The sequence below is a fragment of the Micromonospora sp. WMMD723 genome, from assembly GCF_049863385.1.
Lineage (GTDB): Bacteria > Actinomycetota > Actinomycetes > Mycobacteriales > Micromonosporaceae > Micromonospora > Micromonospora wenchangensis.
The window spans coordinates 3,864,236-3,884,110 of the sequence record NZ_JBMKNR010000001.1 but is presented as its reverse complement, the minus strand read 5'-3'; the positions used below and the strand labels follow the sequence as shown (position 1 = coordinate 3,884,110).

Here is a 19,875-nt window from a genome sequence, read left to right as displayed (position 1 = left end):
CACCGGCCGGAACAAAGGTGTTTCGGAAAAGTTTCGGAACATTTTTGGCCCGGCCTGGTCCGACGCGACGTGGCCGGTCACCGCAGGTGCGGTGCCGGCCACGTCACGTCGATGCTCAGGAGACCGTGCAGGTGGCCCCGTTGAGCGTGAAGCTCGTCGGCTTCGGGTTGCTGCCGGTGTGGGTGCCGTTGAACCCGATGCTGGTGGACGCACCGGGGGCCAACGCCCCGTTGTAGGTCATGCTGGTCGCGGTCACCGCCGTACCGGTCTGGGCGTACGTCGCCGACCAGCCCTGGCCGATCTTCTGCCCCGCGCTGGGGAAGGTGAAGGCCAGCGTCCAGCCGTTGAGCGCGGCCGTGCCGGTGTTGGTGACGGTGATGCTGGCGGTGAAACCGTTGGTCCAGTCGCTGGTGGTGTAACCGACCTTGCACGACGACGCGGGGTCGGTCGGCGGCGGCGTGGTCGGGGGCGGGGTGGTCGGCGGCGGGGTGGTCGGGGGCGGGGTGGTCGGGGGCGGGGTGGTCGGGGGCGGGGTGGTCGGGGGCGGGGTCACCGATCCGGTGGTCCGCACGGTGACCGTCGGCGACGGGGTGGACGGGTTGCCGGCCGCGTCCACCGCCACCACGTAGAACCCGTACGAGGTGTCAGGCGTCAGCCCGGTCACCTGGGCGGTGGTGCCGGTGCTCGTGGCGACGACGAGATGGGCCGGCCAGGACGTCTTGTAGACCCGGTAACCGGTGACCCCGACGGTGTCGGTGGACGGCGTCCAGCTCAGGGTGACCCCGTTCGCGCCGATGTTCGACGCGGTCGGGGTGCCGGGCGGGGTCGGACCGGTGGTGTCCGGACCGGTGCCCGCCGGGGTGGCCACCGCGAGCGCCGACGACCACAACGAGCTGTTGCCGGCGCCGTCGCGGGCCATGACCGAGAACCGGTAGTTGGTGGCCGGCGAGAGGTTGGTCAGGGTCAGGCTGTTGGTGGTGGTGCGGTGCGACATCATCACGTCGCTGCCGACCGTCTCGCGCACGACGTCGTAGCCCGCCACGCCGCTGCCGCCGGTGTCGGTGGACGCGGCCCAGGTCAGCGTGACCGAGGTGGGGCCGATCGCCGAGACGACCGGGGTGCCGGGGACGGTGGGCGGGGTGGTGTCCGTCGGCGTCGAGGTCGGCTCGTCACCCCAGACCCGGGTGGTCCCGGCGTACAGCGGCACCTTCGGGTTCGGGCCGGCGGTGGCCTGGTACGACGGGTCGTTGGTCGGGTCCCAGGTGCCGCCCTCCGGTACGCCGATCTTGAACTGCACCTCCATCCGGTGCTGCGACTGCCCGGCCGGGGCGATCGTCTGACCGGTGCAGTCCACCTCGACGTACCAGATGTCGCCGGAGAGCTGCTTGGCGGTGGACGGCGACGGGCAGCCCTGGGTGTAGCCGGGGGTGACCTGCACGGCGGTGCTGCCCTCGGGGCGGAAGTAGTAGCGGAACTTCCCGTTGGTCAGCGCCCGCGCCGGGAACGCCGACTTGTTGTAGATGATCGCCTTGAGCCCGGTGGCCCGGGGCTCGGCCTGCATCACCGTGGTCTCCACGGTCAGCTCGGGGATGTCCGGCTGCTCGGCGGTGGGGAAGTTGGCGAGCGGGGCGCCGCCGTACTCCTGGGAGAGCCGGGCCAGGGCGGAGGTGAAACCGGCGTTGTAGTCGGTGGCGACCTCGTTCATCACGTAGTCCGACCGGCTGTCGGTGTAGGCGTCGTTGGCCGCCGACGGGCCGCCGACCAGCGCGCCGTAGAGCACGTGCCGGGTCTCCACGGGCACGGTCTGGCTGTCCCACCAGGAGCCGTGGGCGGTGCGGTGGTGCGGGTTCTTCGGCGCGTTGCTGCCGAACCCGATCACGTAGCTGGACTTGCGCGGGTTGTCGCCGAGCGCGTAGTTGATCTGCCGGACGGCGAAGTCGTGGAACCGGGCCTTGCGGGTGGCGTCGGTGGTCTTGTCGCTGTAGACCAGCGCCGCGAAGCTGGTGTTGGCGGCGTACCGCAGCGCGCCCCAGGAGTCGAGGACGGCCATCCCACCCGGCGAGTACGGCACCTTCTGGCCGTTGACGCCGACCGTCCAGTAGTCGAGCCACCGGTTGGCGTCGTCGACGTACTTCTGCTTGCCGGTCAGGTTGGCCAGCAGCACGTACGCCCCGAACTGCTTGTTGTCCCAGGCGATCGTCCACTTGTAGGACCGGGTGGTGGACTGCGGCTCGGTGCCGAGCTTGTCGTACTCGCTCTCGGCCTTGGCCAGGTAGCTCGCGTCACCGGTGGCCCGGTGCAGCCAGATCGCGCCCCAGACCAGTTCGTCCTGGTATCCGCTCCACGACTTGTAGAAGCTCGTCGCGTCGGTGATGCACTCGTGGTAGCTCTTGCGCACCGTGTCGGCGAACGTGTAGAGCTGCTTGGCGTGGGTGAGCAGCTTGTCGGCGTAGGCGGCGTCGGTGGGCCGGAACACCATCGACGACGCGGCCATCGCCGCCGCCGTCTCCCCCGCCAGATCCGCGCCGCCACAGCTCGCATCGATCTTGTACGCGGGCCGCGCCATCGGCAGCACCTCGGCCGGGCCCCACCACTTGTGGTCGTCGTCGCCCTTGCCGACCTGCCCGTAGAGCACGTTGGCCGAGGGGTGCGCCTTGATGAAGTAGTCGTTGACGAAGCGCAGGTTGTTCAGCAGCGGGGTGAGCTGGCCCGAGGCGACGTACCCGTCGCGGTACTCGACCGCGCCCCAGGCGAGCATGGTGGCGCTGAACGCCATCGGGAAGCCGAACTTCACGTGGTCACCGGCGTCGTACCAGCCGCCGGTGAGGTCCACGCCGACGTCCGCCCCGTCGGTGAGCGCGGAGTCGCCCCGCCAGGAGACCCGGTTCCAGGACGGCTTCTTGCCCGACTGCTGCGCCTCGTAGAACAGCAGCGACTTCTGCAGCGCCTCGGGGTAGTTGAACATGCCGGTGCCGGCGGCCTCGGCACGCCCGGCAGCGGTGGGGGCGGCCCCGGCGGTGAGCGGGAGCGCGCTGATGGCGAGAGTCAGACCGCTGGCCAGGGCGGCACCGGCGGCGAGCAGGCGGCGGAGCCGGGGCCGGCCCGCGCCCGACCGGCCGGGCCGGTTCGGGTGCTGCATGCGGAACTCCTGTCGGTGGTGCCTCCGACGACGCCCACCGGACGCGGGGACGGGGGCGTCGCGGGTGGTGGGCGTCGTCGGAGGCGGGTGGTGGTGAGAGGACCGAGGGAGTCGCGGGAGCGCTCCCATGGATGTGCGCCAATGTAATCGTTCGGTCATCGGTTTGTGAAGAGGCCAACCCCGACGACACCGGCGGAAGCTCCCCGGGCACCACCACCGCGACCGGACTAGCCTGGATCGATGTCGATGATCGAACAGGTGTCACTGGGGGTGACCGACGACCGTCGCGCCGGCCGGTTCTGGGCCGGGGCCCTCGGCTACGTCCGCCGGCCACCCCGCTACCCGGGGGACGGGTGGATCGTGCTGGAACCGCCACCCGACGCCGCCGGGGTGCCGCTGGCGATGGACGTCAGCGTCAGCCCGGTGTCGGATTTCCCCCGCATCCACCTCGACCTGCACGCGGGCGACCGGGATCTCGACGACGAGGTCGACCGGCTGTGCGCTCTGGGCGCCGAACGGGTCGACTGGCCGCACTACCCCACCGAGCCGGAGCCCGGCCAGCTGCCGTACGTCGTCCTCGCCGACACCGAGGGCAACCGGTTCTGCGTCTCCGGGCACCGCCGGGCCGGCGTCTTCTTCGGCTGACCGCCACCCCACCGACCGTGCGCCCACCAACCGCACGCCCACCGGACCGGCAGGCGGCGGCTCCGGGGCACCCGGGGCACAGCAGGCCCCGACGGGCTGCCCGGAACCAGTCCGGACATGGGCAGGGCCCCCGCACCGGGGGCCCTGCCTGTACACCGTTCTCCGCATCGGAGTTCGGCCACGCACCGGAAGGAAGCCCCCGCCCGGTGCCACACGGGTCGTCTCGATGAGCGGTGCCCGGTGGTCAGCAGACCCCGCCGGTCGCGCTCGTCCGCCGGGGACCGATCACGGCCGCACCGGGCCGACCGGTCCCGTCCGCGACCGGGCCGTCGCCCACCCGGGCGGACAGCGCGACGGTCACGGTGAGCAGGCTGCCGTCCCGCTCGATCGGCGCGGACCGGCCCAGCCGGGCCACCGTACGCACCATCGGCGTGTTCTCCGCCTGCGTGTGCAGGACCAGCGCCGCGAACCCGGCCCGCTCGGCGTGGGCGATCAGCCGGCGCAGCAGCCCGGTGCCCAGCCCCCGCCGCTGCCAGTCGTCGCGGACCAGCAGCGCCGCCTCCGCCTCGTCGCCCTCGACGAGCAGGTTGGCCAGTGCGACGACCGACTCCGCCGCCCCGCCGGAGCCGGTCGTCGTGGCCACCAGGGTCAGCCCCCGGGCGGGTTCCAGCAACCGGCGCAGCCGGGCCGGCGAGGGCAGCGCCGCCCCGCTCAGGTAGCGCCGCTGTCGGCTCTGCGCCGAGCAGCGCTCGTGCAGGTCGACCACGCCCGCCAGGTCGTCGGCGGTCGCCGGCCGGACGGTCAGCTCCGCCCCGTCGGGCAGCACCAGGACCACCCGGTCGGCCTCCCGCCGGGCCACCGCCGCCGCCAGCTCGACGAGCGCCTGCGCCCGCGCGTACTCGGCCGGGGTGAAGCTGGGCGCCTGCCGGCGCAGTTCGTACGAGCCGCCGGCCGGGTCGGTCAGCAGCATGGTCGTGGTGCCCACCGCGTCGTGCCCGGCGGCGGCCGTCGGCCGCCAGGTCACGTCGTCCGCGCCGAGCGTGGCCCGGAGCACCTCACCCGCCAGTTCCGGGTCACCGACCAGCCGGGTGGCCAGCCCGAGCACCCGGGTCGGCTGGTCGGCCAGGCCCCGCGCCTCGCTGCGGGCGACCCAGCAGTCCCGGCCCCGGCCCCGCTCGACGGCGGCGATCAGATCCGCCTCGTCGAGGGTGTCCGGCGCGTCGACGAGGAAGTCGTCCACCGCGCCGACCTCGGTGGTGTGCACCTGCACGGTGAGGATGTTGACCCCCCGCAACGCGAGACTCGCGGTGAGGACCGACAGGTATCCCGGCCGGTCGTCCACGGTCGCGCGAACCCGCCACAGCGCCATGTCCACTCCCTTCCCCAGCACGAAGCCTGCCCGCGGCCTGTTGCCGTGGCGTTGCCCGGCGGTGTCGCACCGGCAACCGTCCGCCCAGGTCAGGTGACGGTGGTCACCGACCGCGGGCCGACCAGGTCGAGCCGGTCGCCGAGGATCACCGCGCTGGCCCGGACGAGCTGGGCGAGCCGGTCCACCTCGGTGGCGTGGAACCCGGCGGCGGTCAGCGGCTCGGTGTGGTCCCGGGCGACCACCAGCACCAGCCCGGCCCGGCCGAACGGCGCGATCGCGTAGTGCGTGCCGTCGGCCATGGTCAGGGTGCGGGCCCGCAGCGGGGTCACCTCGGGCAGCCGGGGCGGCTCGGGCGCGCGCCAGCTGGCGTGCCCGACGGTCGCCGTCCCCGCACCGGCCCGCGAGGCCCAGTCCACCGGCACGACGGCCGCCACCGCCCAGTCCGCGGCGAGCAGCCCCGGCACCGCGTCGACCAGGGTGGCCACCCCGTCGGTGGGGTTCGCCGCCACCTGGGCGAGCAGTTCGGCGTCCTGACCGGTGGTGGTCGGTGCGCCGATCGCCCGCCACACCCCGTCGACGCGCACCCCGGGGATGGCGGCCAGCCCCGCGAGCAGCCCCTCGACCCGGGCGGCACCGGGCCAGACCACGGTGAAGTCGTCCACCGCCCGGCCACCGAGCCGTTCCAGCACCACGACCTGGACGATGTCCGCCCCGGAGACGCCGAGCGTGCGGGCCACCTGGCCGAGTGTCCCGGGTCGGTCCGGCAGGGTCACCCGAACTCTCAGCAACATGTCTGTCCCTCCGCTCGGCGGGCCGACCGCACACGGCCGGCAGGCTGGTCCCCAGCCTGCCGGTTGACCATTTCGCCCCTGTTGCCGTGGCATGTCCCGGGCGGAAAATCGCTGACCTTGACAACCCGGCTGACCTGCCATCAACTATGCGGATGACCGAGCCGGCCGTCGACGCGTCCCACGACGGCGGCTCCCCCGGCGGCCCGACGCCCCCCGGGCTGGATCTCGACCGGTTGACCGGATGGCTGGCCACGCACCGGCCGGAGCTGGCGGCCGGCGGGCCGCTGCGGGCCAGCCTGATCGCCGGCGGCAAGTCCAACCTGACCTACCTGCTGCACTGCGGCGGGCACGAGCTGGTGCTGCGCCGCCCGCCGCTGGGGCACGTGCTGGCCACCGCGCACGACATGGCCCGCGAGCACCGGGTGATCGCCGCGCTCGCGCCGACCGCCGTGCCGGTGCCCGGGGTGGTGCTGCTCTGTGTCGACCCGGCGGTGATCGGGGCACCCTTCTACCTGATGCACCGGGTGCCGGGCGAGGTGCTGCGCACCCGGGCCCAGACCGACCCGCTCACCGACGGGCAACGCCGCGACCTGGCCTGGGCGATGATGGACACCCTCGCCGCCCTGCACACCGTCGACCCGGCCGAGGTCGGGCTGGCCGACTTCGGCCGTCCGGAGGGCTACCTCGGCCGGCAGGTACGACGCTGGGCCGGCCAGCTCGACCGGTCCCGCAGCCGGGAGCTACCCGGGGTGGACGAGCTGCGCGACGCGCTGGCCGCCTCGGTGCCCGAGGGGGTGAACGCCGGCCGGATCGTGCACGGCGACTACCGGCTGGACAACCTGCTCACCACGGTCGACCCGGTGTCGGTCCGGGCGGTGCTGGACTGGGAGATGGCGACCCTGGGCGACCCGCTGGCCGACCTCGGGCTGCTGCTGACGTACTGGGACGTGCTCGGCGACAGCGACCTCGCCGAGGGCAACCCGGTCGCCGACGGGCTCGGCCCGCGCGCCGGCTTCCCCACCGGCGACGAGCTGATCGCCCGGTACGCCGGCCGCAGCGGCGTCGACGTGGGGCCGCTGCACTGGCACCTGGCCCTCGGCTGTTTCAAGCTCGCGGTGATCTGCGAGGGCATCCACTACCGGCACACCCTGGGGCAGACCCTCGGCGGTGGGTTCGACCGGATCGGCGACATGGTGACGCCCCTGGTGGAGCACGGTCTGCACGCGGTCAGGGGGAACTGATGGACTTCGGCTACGACGCCCGTACCGTCGAGCTGCGGGAGCGGCTCGGCGCGTTCCTCGACGAGTGCGTCCTGCCGGCCGAGGCGGTGCACGCCGCGCAGGTCGCCGCGGCGGGTGACCCGTGGTCGCGGTCCCCGGTGCTCGACGAGCTGAAGGTCGAGGCGCGACGGCGCGGCCTGTGGAACCTCTTCCTGCCCGATCCGCGCTACGGCGCCGGGCTGACGAACCTCCAGTACGCCCCGCTCGCCGAGTTGACCGGGCGCAGCCCGCACCTGGCCCCCGAGGCGGTCAACTGCGCCGCCCCGGACACCGGCAACATGGAGCTGCTCGCCGAGTTCGGCACCGGCGCGCAGCGCGACAGGTGGCTCGCGCCGCTGCTGGCCGGCGAGATCCGCTCGGCGTTCTGCATGACCGAGCCCGAGGTGGCCTCCTCCGACGCCACCAACATCGCCACCCGGATCGTCCGCGACGGCGACCACTACGTGGTCAACGGGCGCAAGTGGTGGTCGTCCGGGGCGATGGACCCCCGGTGCGAGCTGTTCATCGTGATGGGCAAGACCGACCCGGACGCCGACCGGCACCGCCAGCAGAGCATGGTGCTGGTGCCCCGGGACACCCCGGGCGTGCACGTCCGCCGGGGCATGACGGTCTTCGGCTACACCGACGCCCCGCACGGCGGGCACGCCGAGATCGACTTCGTCGACGTCCGGGTGCCGGCGGAGAACCTGGTCGGCACCGAGGGGGGCGGGTTCGCCATCGCCCAGGCCCGGCTCGGGCCGGGCCGCATCCACCACTGCATGCGCCTGGTCGGGATGGCCGAGCGGGCCCTGGAGCTGCTCTGCCGGCGGGCCAACGAGCGGATCGCGTTCGGTCGGCCGCTCGCCGAGCAGGGCGTGGTCCGGGAGTGGATCGCCGAGTCCCGGGTACGGATCGAGCAGGCCCGGCTGCTGGTGCTCAAGACCGCCTGGCTGATGGACACCGTCGGCAACAAGGGCGCGCACACCGAGATCCAGGCCATCAAGATCGCTACGCCGGCGATGGCCGAGTGGGTGATCGACAAGGCGATCCAGGGGTACGGCGGTGCCGGGGTCAGTCAGGACACCCCGCTCGCCGGGCTCTGGGCCCAGGCCCGCACCCTGCGGCTCGCCGACGGCCCGGACGAGGTGCACCGCGCGTCCCTGGCCAAGCGGGAACTGCGCCGCTGGTCCTGAGGCCGGAGCCGCTGGCCCGAACCGACGTCACCGGCGCGTCAGGCCACCCGGAGGTGGAGGTCGGAGCTGTCGAAGCGTTTCAGGTGGAGGCACGCTGGATGAGTTCGGTGTCCAGCAGGATGTGCGGGGTGGGGATCTCGTCGCCCCGGATGCGGGCCACCAGCAGCCGGGCCATCTGCCGGCCCATCTCCTCCACCGGCTGGAAGACCGTGGTCAGCGGCGGATCGGCCTGCTGGGCGACAGGCGAGTCGTCGAACCCGATGATCGCCACGTCCTCGGGCACCCGTCGGCCCGACTCGCGCAACGTCCGCAGCGCGCCGAACGCCATCAGGTCGGAGGCGACGAAGACCGCGTCCAGCTCGGGGCAGGCCTCCAGCAGCCGCCGCATGCACGCCGCGCCGCTGCCCTCGCTGAAGTCCCCGTAGGCGATCATGCGGGGGTCGAGCATCCCGACGGTGGACTCCACCGCCTCTCGGTAGCCGACCAGGCGGGCGAGGCCGGCGCCCATGTCCTGCGGGCCGGCGATGGTGGCGATCCGGCGGCGGCCCTGCCGGGCCAGGTGCTGCACCGCGTTGCGGGCGCCACCGACGTTGTCGACGTCGACGAACCAGGACGGCCGCGCACCCGGGCGCAGCATCCGGGCAGGCCGACCGCCGAGCACGGTGGGCAGGTCGCGCTCCTCCAGCAGGGTGGGCAGCGGGTCCGAGTCGTGCAGCGACAGCAGCAGGACCCCGTCGACGTGCTGGTTGGTCAGGTGGTTCTCGACCCGTTCCCGTTCGATCGGGGACTGCACCATGGCGAGCCAGAGTTGCAGCGGCGTCTCCAGCAGGCCGGAGCTGACGCCCCGGACGATGCCGGCGAAGAACGGCTCGGTGAAGACCCGCTCCCCCGACTCGGAGACCACCAGGGCCACCGAGTCGGTCCGCTGGGTGACCAGTGCCCGTGCCGCCCGGTTCGGGACGTACCCCAGTTCGGCGATGGCCTGTTGGACGGCGGCCCGGGCCTCCGGGCTGACCTGGGGTGAGCCGTTGACCACCCGGGAGACCGTGCCCCGCCCGACACCCGCGCGGGCGGCGACCGCGTCGAGGGTCGGGCGCCCGAGTGACCGGGTGCGTTGCGTTGTCATCGTCTGCTCCTCCGACGTCGGACGGTCCCCGCCGTCCGCCCCCGGGGGCGGGCGGCGCGGCGGGGCCGTCCGGAATGCTGGCTGGCCTCTGCCTATTGTGCGGCCAGACCGTTGCGTCGGATCACCTCGGCGTACCACCTGGCGCTGGACTTGGGGATACGGGCCTGGGTGTCGTAGTCGATCCAGATCATCCCGAAGCGCTTGGTGTAACCCCAGGCCCACTCGAAATTATCCATCAGCGACCACGCGAAGTAGCCCCGCAGGGGCACCCCGGCCGCGATCGCCTCGTGCGAGGCACGCAGGTGGGCGTCGAAGTAGGCCAACCGGTCGACGTCGTCGACCCGACCGTCCTGCACGGTGTCGACGAACGCCGAGCCGTTCTCGGTGACGTAGAGCGGCAGGTCGGTGTACTCCTCGTGGACCCGCCGCAGCGTCTCCACCAGGCCCGGGGCGTCGATCTCCCAGTCCATGTCGGTGACCGGGACACCCCGGGTGACGAACCGCACGTCCTCGCTGCCCGGCCAGCAGGACGGCGCCCGCCAGTACTTCTCCGGCTCCTCGCCGGCGACCGGCGCGGCCACCACGTGCCGGCTGTAGTAGTTGATCCCGACCAGGTCCAGCGGAGTGGAGATGATCTCCAGGTCGCCGTCGCGGACGTGTCCGAAATCGGTCACCTCAGCCAGGTCGGCGGTCAGGTCCGCCGGGTACGACCCGCGCAGCAGCGGGTCGAGGAAGAACCGGTTGGCCAACCCGTCGATCCGGCGGGCGGCGTCGACGTCGCCCGGGGCGTCGCTGGCCGGGGTCACCGGGTAGAGGTTGACCGTGACGCCGAGCTGGGCCTGCGGCAGCTTCGCCCGCAGGGCCTGCACGGCGAGCCCGTGACCGAGCATGAGGTGGTGCCCGGCCCGGACCGAGTCCGCCCCGTCGGACCGCCCGGGGGCGTGCGCCCCGGAGCCGTAGCCGAGGAACGCCGAGCACCACGGCTCGTTGAGCGTGGTCCAGTACTTCACCCGGTCGCCGACGGCGTCCGCGACCAGGGACGCGTAGTCGGCGAACCGACCGGCGGTGTCCCGGGCCGGCCAGCCGCCCGCGTCCTCCAGCGGCTGGGGCAGGTCCCAGTGGTAGAGGGTGAGCCACGGCTCGATGCCGTTGGCCAGCAGCTCGTCGACCAGCCGCCGGTAGAAGTCCAGGCCCTCCTGGTTGACGCCGCCGGTGCCGCCGGGCTGCACCCGCGGCCAGGAGACCGAGAACCGGTACGACTTCAGGCCCAGCTCGGCCATCAACCGGACGTCGTCGGGCATCCGGTGGTAGTGGTCGCAGGCCACGTCCCCGGTGTGCCCGGAGACCACCCGCCCTTCGGTGTGACTGAACGTGTCCCAGATCGACGGGGTCCGGCCGCCCTCGGCGGCGGCCCCCTCGATCTGGTACGCGGCGGTCGCCGCGCCCCACAGGAAGCCGGGCGGGAAGGTCAGTTCCGGCCCCTGGTCGAGTACGCCGACGGCGGGCGGGTGGGTCGGGTTGCTCACGACTTGACGGCGCCTTCCATGATGCCGCCGATGATCTGGCGGCCGAACACGATGAACACGATCACCAACGGCACGGTGCCGATGGCGGTCGCGGCGAACACCTGCGAGTAGTCGGTGTAGTAGGCGTAGGACAGGAACGCCAACGACACCTGCAGGGTCGGGTTCTCGGGGGTGAGCACGGCGTACGGCCAGAGGTAGGAGTTCCAGGTCTCCATGAAGGTGAGCAGGCCGAGCACGGCGGCGGCGGGGCGCAGCGCCGGCAGCACGATGTTCCAGAAGATCCGGAAGGTGCTGGCGCCGTCGACCCGACCCGCCTCGATCAGCTCGTCGGAGATGGCCTGGATGGCGTACTGCCGCATCATGAACACGCCGAAGGCGCTGACCAGGAAGGGCACGGTCACCGCGTAGAGGGTGTCGTACCAGCCGAGGTCCTGGATCATGCCCCAGAGCGGGATCAGACCGAGCTGGGTCGGGATCATCATGGTCACGATGATCGTCAGCAGCAGGGCGTTGCGACCCCGGAACCGCAGCTTGGCGAAGGCGAAGCCGGCCAGCGACCCGGTGATCACCACCGAGACGGTCACCACCGCGGAGACGATCACCGAGTTGAGCAGGCCGGTGAGGAAGTTCGCCGCGTCGTTGTCGAGCACCCGGCCGAAGTTCGCGCCGAAATCGCCGGCCGGGGTGAACGGCGGCGGCACGTCGTTGATCTGGTCGAGGCTACGGGTGGCGATGACCACCATGTAGTAGAACGGGTAGACCGAGAAGAGCACCGCGACGACGAGCGCGATGTAGAGCAGCGGACTGGTGCGCCAGAGGCGCTGGGATGCCTTGTTCACGGCGCGGTCCTCACTTCACCGAACGGCGGACGAGCAGGAAGTTCACCAGCGAGACCAGGGCGATCATGACGAACATGGCCCAGGCCACCGCTGCGCCGTAGCCGGCGGAGCTGAGGTTCTCGATACCGAGCTCGTACATGTACATCGCCAGGGTCTGGAACTCGCGCTGGTCGCCACCGATGATGTTGCCGTTGCCGAAGACCAGCGGCTCGGTGAAGAGCTGGAGCCCACCGATGGTGGACAGGGTGACCACGAAGACGAAGGTGGGGGTCAGCATCGGCAGGGTGATCCGCCAGAACTGCTTCCACTGGTTCGCGCCGTCGATCGCGGCGGCCTCGTAGAGGTCCTTCGGGATGGCCTGCATGCCGGCCAGCAGGATCAGCGTGTTGTAGCCGGTCCACCGCCAGTTGACCATGGAGGCGATGGCCGTCCAGGAGCTCCACTTCTGGGCGTCCCAGTCGACCGCGTCGACGCCGACCAGGCTGAGCACCCAGTTGATCAGACCGAAGTCGCGCTGGAAGAGCATCCCGAAGACGATCGCCACCGCGGCGACGGAGACCACGTTGGGCATGAAGATGGCCATCCGGAACAGCGTCCGGGCCCGCAGGAAGGTGCGGTTGAGCATGGTGGCCAGGAACAGCGCCAGGAGCAACTGCGGAATCGTCGACAGGATGAAGATGCCGAACGTGTTGATCGTGGCGTTCCAGAAGTACTCGTCGGTGAACAGCCGGGTGTAGTTGTCGAACCCGATGAAGCTGTGGTCGCCGATGAGGTCCCAGTCGTGCAGCGACATCCACGCGGTGCGCAGCATCGGGTAGAACCCGAAGATGCCGAAGATCACGAAGAACGGCGCGATGTAGAGGTAGGGCGAGAGCTTCAGGTCGAGGCGGTTCAGGGTGATCGCCCGGCTGCGCCGCCGGGGAGGTGTGGGGGGTGGTGCGCTGGGCGACGGCGGCGCCGTCGTGGCCGAGAGGCTCATGCGGGGTCCTTTCCCGGCTCCGGCGGGGCCGGTGAGGCGGGCGGTACGTGGAACGGGGGGACGCCATTGGTGGCGCCCGGGACATGCCCGGACGCCACCGCCGGTGGTGGTGCAGTGATCAGAAGGCGCCCTGGGTCTTGGCGTCCTTGAGGAACTGCTCCCAGGCCTTGTCCTTGGGGGACTGCCCGTTCTCGTACGAGCGCAGGGCCGGCTCGAACGCGTTCTCCTTGATCGCCTGGTGCTTCGGGCCGAGGTGCAGCGGCTGGATCTTCTCGACGCTCTCACCGAAGATCTTGCCGGTCGGCGCACCGCTGAAGTACTCGTTGGTGTAGCTGGTGAACTCCGGGTTCTTCAGCGCCTCGAGGTTGGTCGGCAGCGGGCCCTTGAGCTTGAACGCCTCGACCTGGCTCTTCGCGTTGGTCAGGTACTCGGCGAGCTTGGCCGCCTCCTTGGGGTACTTGCTCTGGGCCGGCACGGCCAGCCAGGAGCCGCCCCAGTTGCCCGCGCCGCCGGGAACCGGCGCCAGGTCCCACTTGCCCTTGTTCTCCGGGCCGGAGTTGTCGGCGACGATACCGAGCATCCACGACGGGCAGAAGGTGGCCGCGAAGGTGCCCTGCTTGAAGCCGGCCGACCACTCGGGCGACCAGGTGGCGCTCTTCGCGGAGATCTTCGCGTCGGACATCGCGACCGCGGTGTCCCACGCGGTCTTCACCGCCGCGCTCTTGTCGGCGATGACGTTGTCCTCCTTGTCGTAGAACAGGTCACCGCCCTGCTGCACCATGACCGCGCTGGCCGCGGTGGTGGCCGAGTCGATCATGCCCTTGTTGGTGGCCGCCCGGTACTTCTTGCCGGTCTCGATGAAGGCGTTCCAGTCCGGCCAGAGCGCCGCCACCTGGTCCCGCTCGGTCGGCAGACCGGCCGCGGCGAACAGGTCCTTGCGGTAGCAGACGCCGAGGCTGCCGACGTCGGTGGGCAGGCCGATCAGCCGGCCGTCCGCCGCCTTGCCCAGCTCCCACTTCCACGGCAGGTATTCCTTGCTGTGGTCGGCGATCAGCGGCGCGAGGTCGGCCCAGTTCGCGGGGTTGGTCTTGAACTCGTTGAGGATGCCCTCTTCGAGGGCGGTCACGTCCGCCGCGCCCTTGCCGGTGGCGAGCGCCCGGACCACCTTCGGCCGGTACTCGTTGAGCTGCGCGGTCTTGCGCAGCTCAACCTTGATACCGGTGTCCTTCTCGTACTGCTTGACGATCTCGTCGTATCCGAACTCGCCGAAGGTGTCGACGACCAGCTTGCTGGGCTTGCCGCCGGCCTCCTTAGGCTCGTCGTCCTTGCCGCAGGCCGCGAGACCGCCGATGGCGGTTACTGCGGCCAGGGCGGCGACCGCGAACCGGTTACGCCGCGTGGTGACGCTCATCCTGACCCCTTTTCGATGGTGAGGCTGGGTGGTGTGTGGTGGGGGGTGCTGTCGCACGTCCTGGCCGGTCCGGCGGTGATCGCCGATCGGTCCGGGAGGGTCGCGGGTGATCCGCGCCACGCCCTTGGGAACGCTCCCATGAGATTGCCGGGAGGTGTCGGGGGTGTCAATAGACCGTTGGGAGCGTTCCCAGATCGTTACCAGCTATCGCGTTTACCGCGCCTGATGTGATGACCCCCGGCGGGGACGCAGATCAACAGAAGCGGCGCAGCAGGGTGGTCGCCCGCCCGGCGTCGAACGCCGCCGGGTCGTGCCCGGGGCCCACCCAGTCCCGCATCGTGACATGCTCCGGATGGTGCGGATCGGCCAGCGCCGCCAGCAGCAGGAGCTGACCGGCCGGGCCACCGACCCCCTCCGGCGGGCAGGCCCGCGCCCCCTGCGGGCAGCTCGGGTAACGCTCGTCCGGGTCGGCGGCGAGGACGTCCTCCACCACCAGCTCGTGCTCCCACCAGTCACCGAAGTCGTAGACGTAGCCGAACCGGCTGCCCTTGCCGGCCACCGCGTCCAGCCGGGTGTCCAGCTCGTCGTGCACCACCGGCTCGGCGTCCGGGTCGGGTTCGCCGTACTGCACCCCGTCGATCTCGAACGCGTGCAGGTGGCAGTCCCGCCAGCCCATCGCGTGCTGCACCACCCGGTGCAGCCGGTCGAGGGTGTAGCCGCCGGGGACCAGCACCCGCCGCCAGACCGACGGGCGCACCCCGGTGAGGGACACCTTCAGCTGGAAGATCTGACGTGACATGTTGCCCCCTCCACCCACCGCATAGGCTGCCGGCATGATCTGCCGAGCGTGCCGACAGCGGCGGCACGACGACTGCCCCGGCCGGAAGTGGTGCGACTGCCAGCACCGTACCCCCGCACCCACCCCTCCGGTCACCGGTCCGGCCGGCGAATGAGCGTCGGAATCCCGATCCGGCGGATCTGGCCCACACCCGCCGACGGCCCGCTGGACGACGCGGCACTGACCGCGCTCTACGCCCGCGCCGACACCCCCCGGCTGCGGGTCAACTTCGTGGCCAGCGCCGACGGCGCGGTCACCCTGGACGGCTACTCCGCCGGCCTGTCAAGCGAGCCGGACAAGCGCGTCTTCGGCCTGCTCCGGATGCTCTGCGACGGGCTGCTGGTGGCCGCCGGCACGCTGCGCCACGAGGGCTACAAGGCGGTGCGGCTCAGCCCGGAACGCCGGGCCTGGCGACGCGCGCACGGGCTGGCCGAGTACCCGACGCTGGCGGTCGTCTCCCGGTCGCTGCGGCTCGACCCGACCCAGGCCGCGTTCGCCGACGCGCCGGTGCGCCCGGTGGTGGTGACCACCGCGACGGCCGTCGCTCCGCCGGGCCTCACCGACGTCGTCGACCTGGTCCGGGTCGGCCGCGACGACGTCGACCTCGCCGCTGGCCTGGCCGCGCTGCGCGAGCGGGGCCTGGGACAACTGCTCTGCGAGGGCGGCCCACACCTGTTCGGCGCGCTCACCGCCGCCGACCTCGTCGACGAACTCTGCGTCACCGTCGCCCCGCTGCTGGCCGGGGCCGGCCCGGGGCGGATCACGGCCGGCCCGGCCAGCCCGCCCCGCCCGCTGCCGCTGCGGCACACGCTGGCCGCCGCCGACGGCGTACTCATGCTGCGGTACGCCCGCGACGCGCCCGGCGTCGGCACCGCCGGGGCCGCGCCCGTCGGCTGACGTCGCCCTCCCCCGGACACGGCGCGGGGCGTGGGCCACCCGGTCGGTGTGCCCACGCCCCGCGTCGAGGACGTCGGGGCCGGCGGGTCGCCGCCGGCCCCGGGGGTCAGCTGACGCTCACGCCCGCCCAGGCGGCGGCGACGGCCTTGTACTCGGCGCTGGTCGCGCCGTACAGGTCGGTCGCGGCCGACAGGGTCGCCGTCCGGGCGCCCTTGTAGTTGGTGGTGGAGGTCATGTAGCGGGTCAGCGCCCGGTACCAGATCGCCCCGGCCTTGGTGTTGCCGATGCCGGCGACCGTGGTGCCGTTGCAGGTCGTGCTGGTGCCGTACGACGAGGTGCCGCTACCCACCGCGAGCAGGTAGAAGAAGTGGTTCGCCACGCCCGAGGAGTAGTGCACGTCCAGGCCGCCCACCGAACTGCTCCAGCAGTCCGCCGACTTGCCGTCCTTGGAGGGCTTGTCCATGTAGCGCAGCGGGGTGCCGGTGCTGCGCAGCTTCTCGCCGATCAGGTAGTCGCCCGGGTCCTTGGCGCTGGCCGCGTAGAACTCGACCAGGGTGCCGAAGATGTCGCTGGTGGCCTCGTTCAGGCCGCCCGACTCGCCGCTGTACCGCAGCCCGGCGGTGTTGCTGGTGACGCCGTGGGTCATCTCGTGCCCGGCCACGTCCAGCGAGGTCAGCGGGTACCAGCCGGAGCCGCCGTCGCCGTAGGTCATGCAGAAGCAGGAGTCCTGCCAGAAGGCGTTGGCGTAGTTGCTGCTGTAGTGCACCCGGCTGTACGCGCCGACACCGTCGTTGCGGATGCCGTTGCGGCCGTGCGCGCTCTTGTAGTAGTCCCAGGTCTTCTGCGCGCCGAAGGCGGCGTCGGCGGCGGCGGTCTGCCGGTTGTTCAGGGTGCCGTCGCCGAACACGTTGGTGGCGCTGGCGACCAGCGTGCCGGTGCCGAAGGTCCGGCCGTTGAGGTCGTAGGTGCGGTGGTTGCCCCGGGCCGCGTCGGTGAGCTGGTAGGTGCTGCCCGACTGGGTGCTGCCGACCGAGACCGACCCGGAGTGGAAGGTGTTGCCGGTGCCCTCCCGCTGCACGCCCTCCCACGAGTCGCGGACCGCGCCGGTGGTGGCGTCCACCAGCACGTGCAGCTCGCTCGGGGTGCCGTCGGCGTGGGTGCCGCCCACCACCACCTCGTAGGCGAGGGCGGTCGCGGTCGCACCGGCGTCGAAGACCAGCTGCGCGCCCGCGACCGAGCGGCCGGTGGCGGTCGACGCGGCGAAGGCGATCTTGCTGGCGGCGGCCTCGCTGACCTTGGCCTTCGGGGAACGCTGCGGGGCGTTGGCGAGGCCGTGGGTGGCGCCGCGCCAGGAGTCGCCCTTGCCGAGGTGGACGACCACCTCGCCGCCGAGGACGGGCAGGCCGTCGGAGTAGCGGTTGAGCCGGACGTGCTCGGTGCCGTCGGCGTCGGTCACCACGTTGCGCGGGGTGAACGTCTGCCCGTCGGCGGCGAGGCCGGCACCGGAGTGGGCCTTGAGCTGGGCGACCGCGCGGGTGAACGGGTCGGCTGCGGGGCCGGCGGGCGCGGCGGTGGCCGCGGTGGGCACCGTGACGGCGGTGGCCAGGAGGGCGGCCGTGGCGAGGCCGCTCAGCAGGGGGGTTCGACGCATGGGGGTTCTGCCTCCACAGGGACAGTCGGGGGGGTGCCGACTGACGGCGGCCCGCCGGTCCTTCACCGTGGGCCGGTCACGTGTCCGCAGGTTACGGACGTGACGGCCGGCACCGAAGCAAGAAGATCCTCGATGTCAGCTGTGGCTATTCTGAGCCCAACCGGTCGGTTTCTGTCACGCCCTGCGCGGGGATTTTTTTCCCCGGATTTCCGCCGGGCCCGCCACCTGCGCAAACGCCCCCACCGCACGGGAAAAAGTCGACCGATGGTGACCGCACCGTCCCCTGCGGTCACCAAAACGGCGGCCACGGCGGTGGTCGGCCGGACGTCGACGGCGGCCCGCCGGTGGCGTCCGCCGCGTCGCGTGGCAACCTGTCGCACTCCTCGGGCAGGATGCAGGGCGTGCGCCCTGACCGAGACGACCAGCTGACCGGAGCCCGCGGATGACCGACGACCGGACCGACGGCCGGATCGACAGCCCCGGCGAGCCCGTCGGCCGGGTGCTCGGCACCGCCGACGCCACCCCGTTGCAGTTCTGGACGGCCGTCTCCCCCGGCAGCTACCTCCAGCTCGACGACGTCGTGGTCACCCGGCGCGACCTGCCCGACCGGGAGCCGGTCACCATCGCCGGGGTGGTCACCCAGGTCCGCGCCCGGCACGAGGGCGCCCAGTTCGAGTCGGACGTCTTCGCCATCGCCGACGGCACCCTCCCGGCCCAGGTGCAGGAGGCCGCCGAGATCACCACCACCCGGGTCGACCCCGAGCTGTACGTGCCGCCCGCGCCGGGCGCCACCGTGCACCGGGCCGAGGGCGACGCCCGCGCCCGCGCGCTGCACTTCGACCGGATGGAACGGCGCATCCCGATGGGGATGGGCCGCGACGGCGTGCCGGTCTACCTCAACGCCGACTTCCTCGACGGCAGTCGGGGCGCACACGTGTCGATCTCCGGCATCTCCGGGGTCGCCACCAAGACCAGCTTCGCCACCTTCCTGCTCTACTCGGTGTTCCGCTCCGGGGTGCTCGGCGGCGACGCGGTCAACGCCAAAGCGCTGATCTTCAACGTCAAGGGCGAGGACCTGCTCTTCCTCGACCACCCCAACGCCCGCCTGGACGACACCACCCGGGCCGCGTACGCCAGGCTGGGGCTGGCCGCCGGCGCGTTCCCCGACGTGCGGGTGTACGCCCCGCCCCGGGTCGGCGACGCCTCCGGCACCCCCGACGTGAGCAGCCGGCTCACCGGCGTCGACGCCTTCTACTGGACGCTCAGCGAGTTCTGTGCCGACCGCCTCCTGCCGTACGTCTTCGCCGACGCCGACGACGAACGCCAGCAGTACACGATGGTGGTGCACTCGGTCACCGCCCACCTGGCCCGCTACGCCCAGCCCGCCGACGGTGGGGTCAGCGTCGACGGGGTGCGCCTCGGCTCCTACGCCGACCTGGTCGACCACGTCGTCGAGCAGCTCAACGACGACGAGACCCGGGGCGACTGGGCGGGCAGCGCGGTCGGCCTGGGCACGGTCAACGCGTTCGCCCGCCGGCTGATCGGCAGCAAGAAGGACCTCGGCCGGCTGATCCGGGGCGACCTGGCGACCCGCCGCCCGCACTCCATCAACACCGCCGAGAGCGCCCAGGTCACCGTGGTCGACCTGCACAACCTGCCGGACCGCGCGCAGCGTTTCGTGGTCGGCGTGACACTGCGCGGCGAGTTCGAACGCAAGGAGAAGGCCGGCACCGCCAAGCCGCTGCTCTTCGTCGTCCTCGACGAGCTGAACAAGTACGCCCCCCGCGAGGGCTCCTCCCCGATCAAGGAGGTGCTGCTCGACATCGCCGAGCGCGGCCGCTCGCTCGGGGTGATCCTGGTCGGCGCGCAGCAGACGGCCAGCGAGGTCGAGCGGCGGATCGTCACCAACTCGGCGATCCGGGTGGTCGGCCGGCTCGACCCGGCCGAGGCGTCCCGCCCGGAGTACGGCTTCCTCCCGCCGGCCCAGCGGCAACGCGCCCTGCTGGCCAAGCCGGGCACCATGTTCGTCAACCAGCCCGACATCCCGGTCCCGTTGTGCCTGGAGTTCCCCTTCCCCGCCTGGGCGACCCGGGTGTCCGAGGCCGGTCGGGCCCCGTCGGAGACGCTGCGCTCGATCACCGGCGCGATCGACCCGTTCGCCGTGGTCGGCTCGGGCGGCGTCGACGACGACATTCCGTTCTAGGGGGCCGGC

At 72.1% G+C, this 19,875-nt stretch carries 15 protein-coding genes; 5 read left to right on the top strand and 10 right to left on the bottom strand.

The window, feature by feature from the left end:
- Positions 1 to 115 precede the first annotated feature (115 nt).
- Complete coding sequence (locus ACN261_RS17530; protein WP_425851073.1) at positions 116 to 3,139, bottom strand: glycoside hydrolase family 9 protein; 3,024 nt, start codon at positions 3,137 to 3,139, stop codon at positions 116 to 118.
- Positions 3,140 to 3,379: 240 nt separating this feature from the next.
- Here ACN261_RS17530 and ACN261_RS17525 point away from each other — a divergent pair, with 240 nt between their 5' ends.
- Positions 3,380 to 3,784, top strand: a complete 405-nt coding sequence (locus ACN261_RS17525; protein WP_421486440.1) for a VOC family protein — start codon at positions 3,380 to 3,382, stop codon at positions 3,782 to 3,784.
- Positions 3,785 to 4,028: 244 nt separating this feature from the next.
- Here ACN261_RS17525 and ACN261_RS17520 read toward each other — a convergent pair whose 3' ends face one another.
- Both ACN261_RS17520 and ACN261_RS17515 read right to left on the bottom strand, forming a co-directional pair.
- Positions 4,029 to 5,153, bottom strand: a complete 1,125-nt coding sequence (locus tag ACN261_RS17520) for a GNAT family N-acetyltransferase (RefSeq protein WP_421486439.1) — start codon at positions 5,151 to 5,153, stop codon at positions 4,029 to 4,031.
- A gap of 89 nt (positions 5,154 to 5,242) precedes the next feature.
- The gene (locus tag ACN261_RS17515) at positions 5,243 to 5,944 is read right to left on the bottom strand and encodes an amino acid-binding protein (RefSeq protein ID WP_282272364.1); all 702 of its coding nucleotides are present in this window, start codon (positions 5,942 to 5,944) and stop codon (positions 5,243 to 5,245) included.
- A 152-nt stretch (positions 5,945 to 6,096) separates the two neighbouring features.
- On the opposite strand from ACN261_RS17515, the gene ACN261_RS17510 reads away from it, so the two are divergent.
- Together ACN261_RS17510 and ACN261_RS17505 are read left to right on the top strand one after the other, a co-directional pair.
- On the top strand, positions 6,097 to 7,185 hold the full coding sequence (locus ACN261_RS17510; RefSeq protein WP_421486437.1) for a phosphotransferase family protein: 1,089 nt from the start codon (positions 6,097 to 6,099) through the stop codon (positions 7,183 to 7,185).
- Entirely contained in the window at positions 7,185 to 8,396 is a 1,212-nt protein-coding gene (locus tag ACN261_RS17505; RefSeq protein ID WP_421486435.1) for an acyl-CoA dehydrogenase family protein, read from the top strand. Before ACN261_RS17510 ends, ACN261_RS17505 begins: the two co-directional genes overlap by 1 nt.
- 79 nt (positions 8,397 to 8,475) lie before the next feature.
- Here ACN261_RS17505 and ACN261_RS17500 read toward each other — a convergent pair whose 3' ends face one another.
- The 6 genes from ACN261_RS17500 to ACN261_RS17475 form a co-directional block, all read right to left on the bottom strand.
- Positions 8,476 to 9,522 (bottom strand): LacI family DNA-binding transcriptional regulator, encoded by a 1,047-nt coding sequence (locus ACN261_RS17500; RefSeq protein ID WP_088645450.1) that lies wholly within the window; start codon positions 9,520 to 9,522, stop codon positions 8,476 to 8,478.
- Positions 9,523 to 9,614: 92 nt separating this feature from the next.
- Positions 9,615 to 11,048: a GH1 family beta-glucosidase gene (locus ACN261_RS17495; RefSeq protein WP_421486434.1), complete on the bottom strand. Its 1,434-nt coding sequence runs from the start codon at positions 11,046 to 11,048 to the stop codon at positions 9,615 to 9,617.
- Positions 11,045 to 11,887: a carbohydrate ABC transporter permease gene (locus ACN261_RS17490; protein WP_421486433.1), complete on the bottom strand. Its 843-nt coding sequence runs from the start codon at positions 11,885 to 11,887 to the stop codon at positions 11,045 to 11,047. The genes ACN261_RS17495 and ACN261_RS17490 overlap by 4 nt, the downstream gene beginning before the upstream one ends.
- 10 nt (positions 11,888 to 11,897) lie before the next feature.
- A complete protein-coding gene (locus ACN261_RS17485) occupies positions 11,898 to 12,866 on the bottom strand; it encodes a carbohydrate ABC transporter permease (RefSeq protein WP_204924032.1) in 969 nt (322 codons plus the stop codon).
- A gap of 118 nt (positions 12,867 to 12,984) precedes the next feature.
- Entirely contained in the window at positions 12,985 to 14,277 is a 1,293-nt protein-coding gene (locus ACN261_RS17480; protein ID WP_421486432.1) for an ABC transporter substrate-binding protein, read from the bottom strand.
- 253 nt (positions 14,278 to 14,530) lie between these two features.
- Positions 14,531 to 15,076 (bottom strand): plasmid pRiA4b ORF-3 family protein, encoded by a 546-nt coding sequence (locus tag ACN261_RS17475; protein ID WP_421486430.1) that lies wholly within the window; start codon positions 15,074 to 15,076, stop codon positions 14,531 to 14,533.
- Between the two features lie 150 nt (positions 15,077 to 15,226).
- Here ACN261_RS17475 and ACN261_RS17470 point away from each other — a divergent pair, with 150 nt between their 5' ends.
- A complete protein-coding gene (locus ACN261_RS17470) occupies positions 15,227 to 16,012 on the top strand; it encodes a pyrimidine reductase family protein (RefSeq protein ID WP_421486428.1) in 786 nt (261 codons plus the stop codon).
- 106 nt (positions 16,013 to 16,118) lie between these two features.
- Here ACN261_RS17470 and ACN261_RS17465 read toward each other — a convergent pair whose 3' ends face one another.
- Positions 16,119 to 17,663 (bottom strand): M4 family metallopeptidase, encoded by a 1,545-nt coding sequence (locus tag ACN261_RS17465; RefSeq protein WP_421486426.1) that lies wholly within the window; start codon positions 17,661 to 17,663, stop codon positions 16,119 to 16,121.
- 442 nt (positions 17,664 to 18,105) lie between these two features.
- Between ACN261_RS17465 and ACN261_RS17460 the strand changes: the two genes are divergently transcribed.
- The gene (locus tag ACN261_RS17460; RefSeq protein WP_421486425.1) at positions 18,106 to 19,866 is read left to right on the top strand and encodes an ATP-binding protein; all 1,761 of its coding nucleotides are present in this window, start codon (positions 18,106 to 18,108) and stop codon (positions 19,864 to 19,866) included.
- The last annotated feature ends 9 nt before the right edge of the window (positions 19,867 to 19,875 follow it).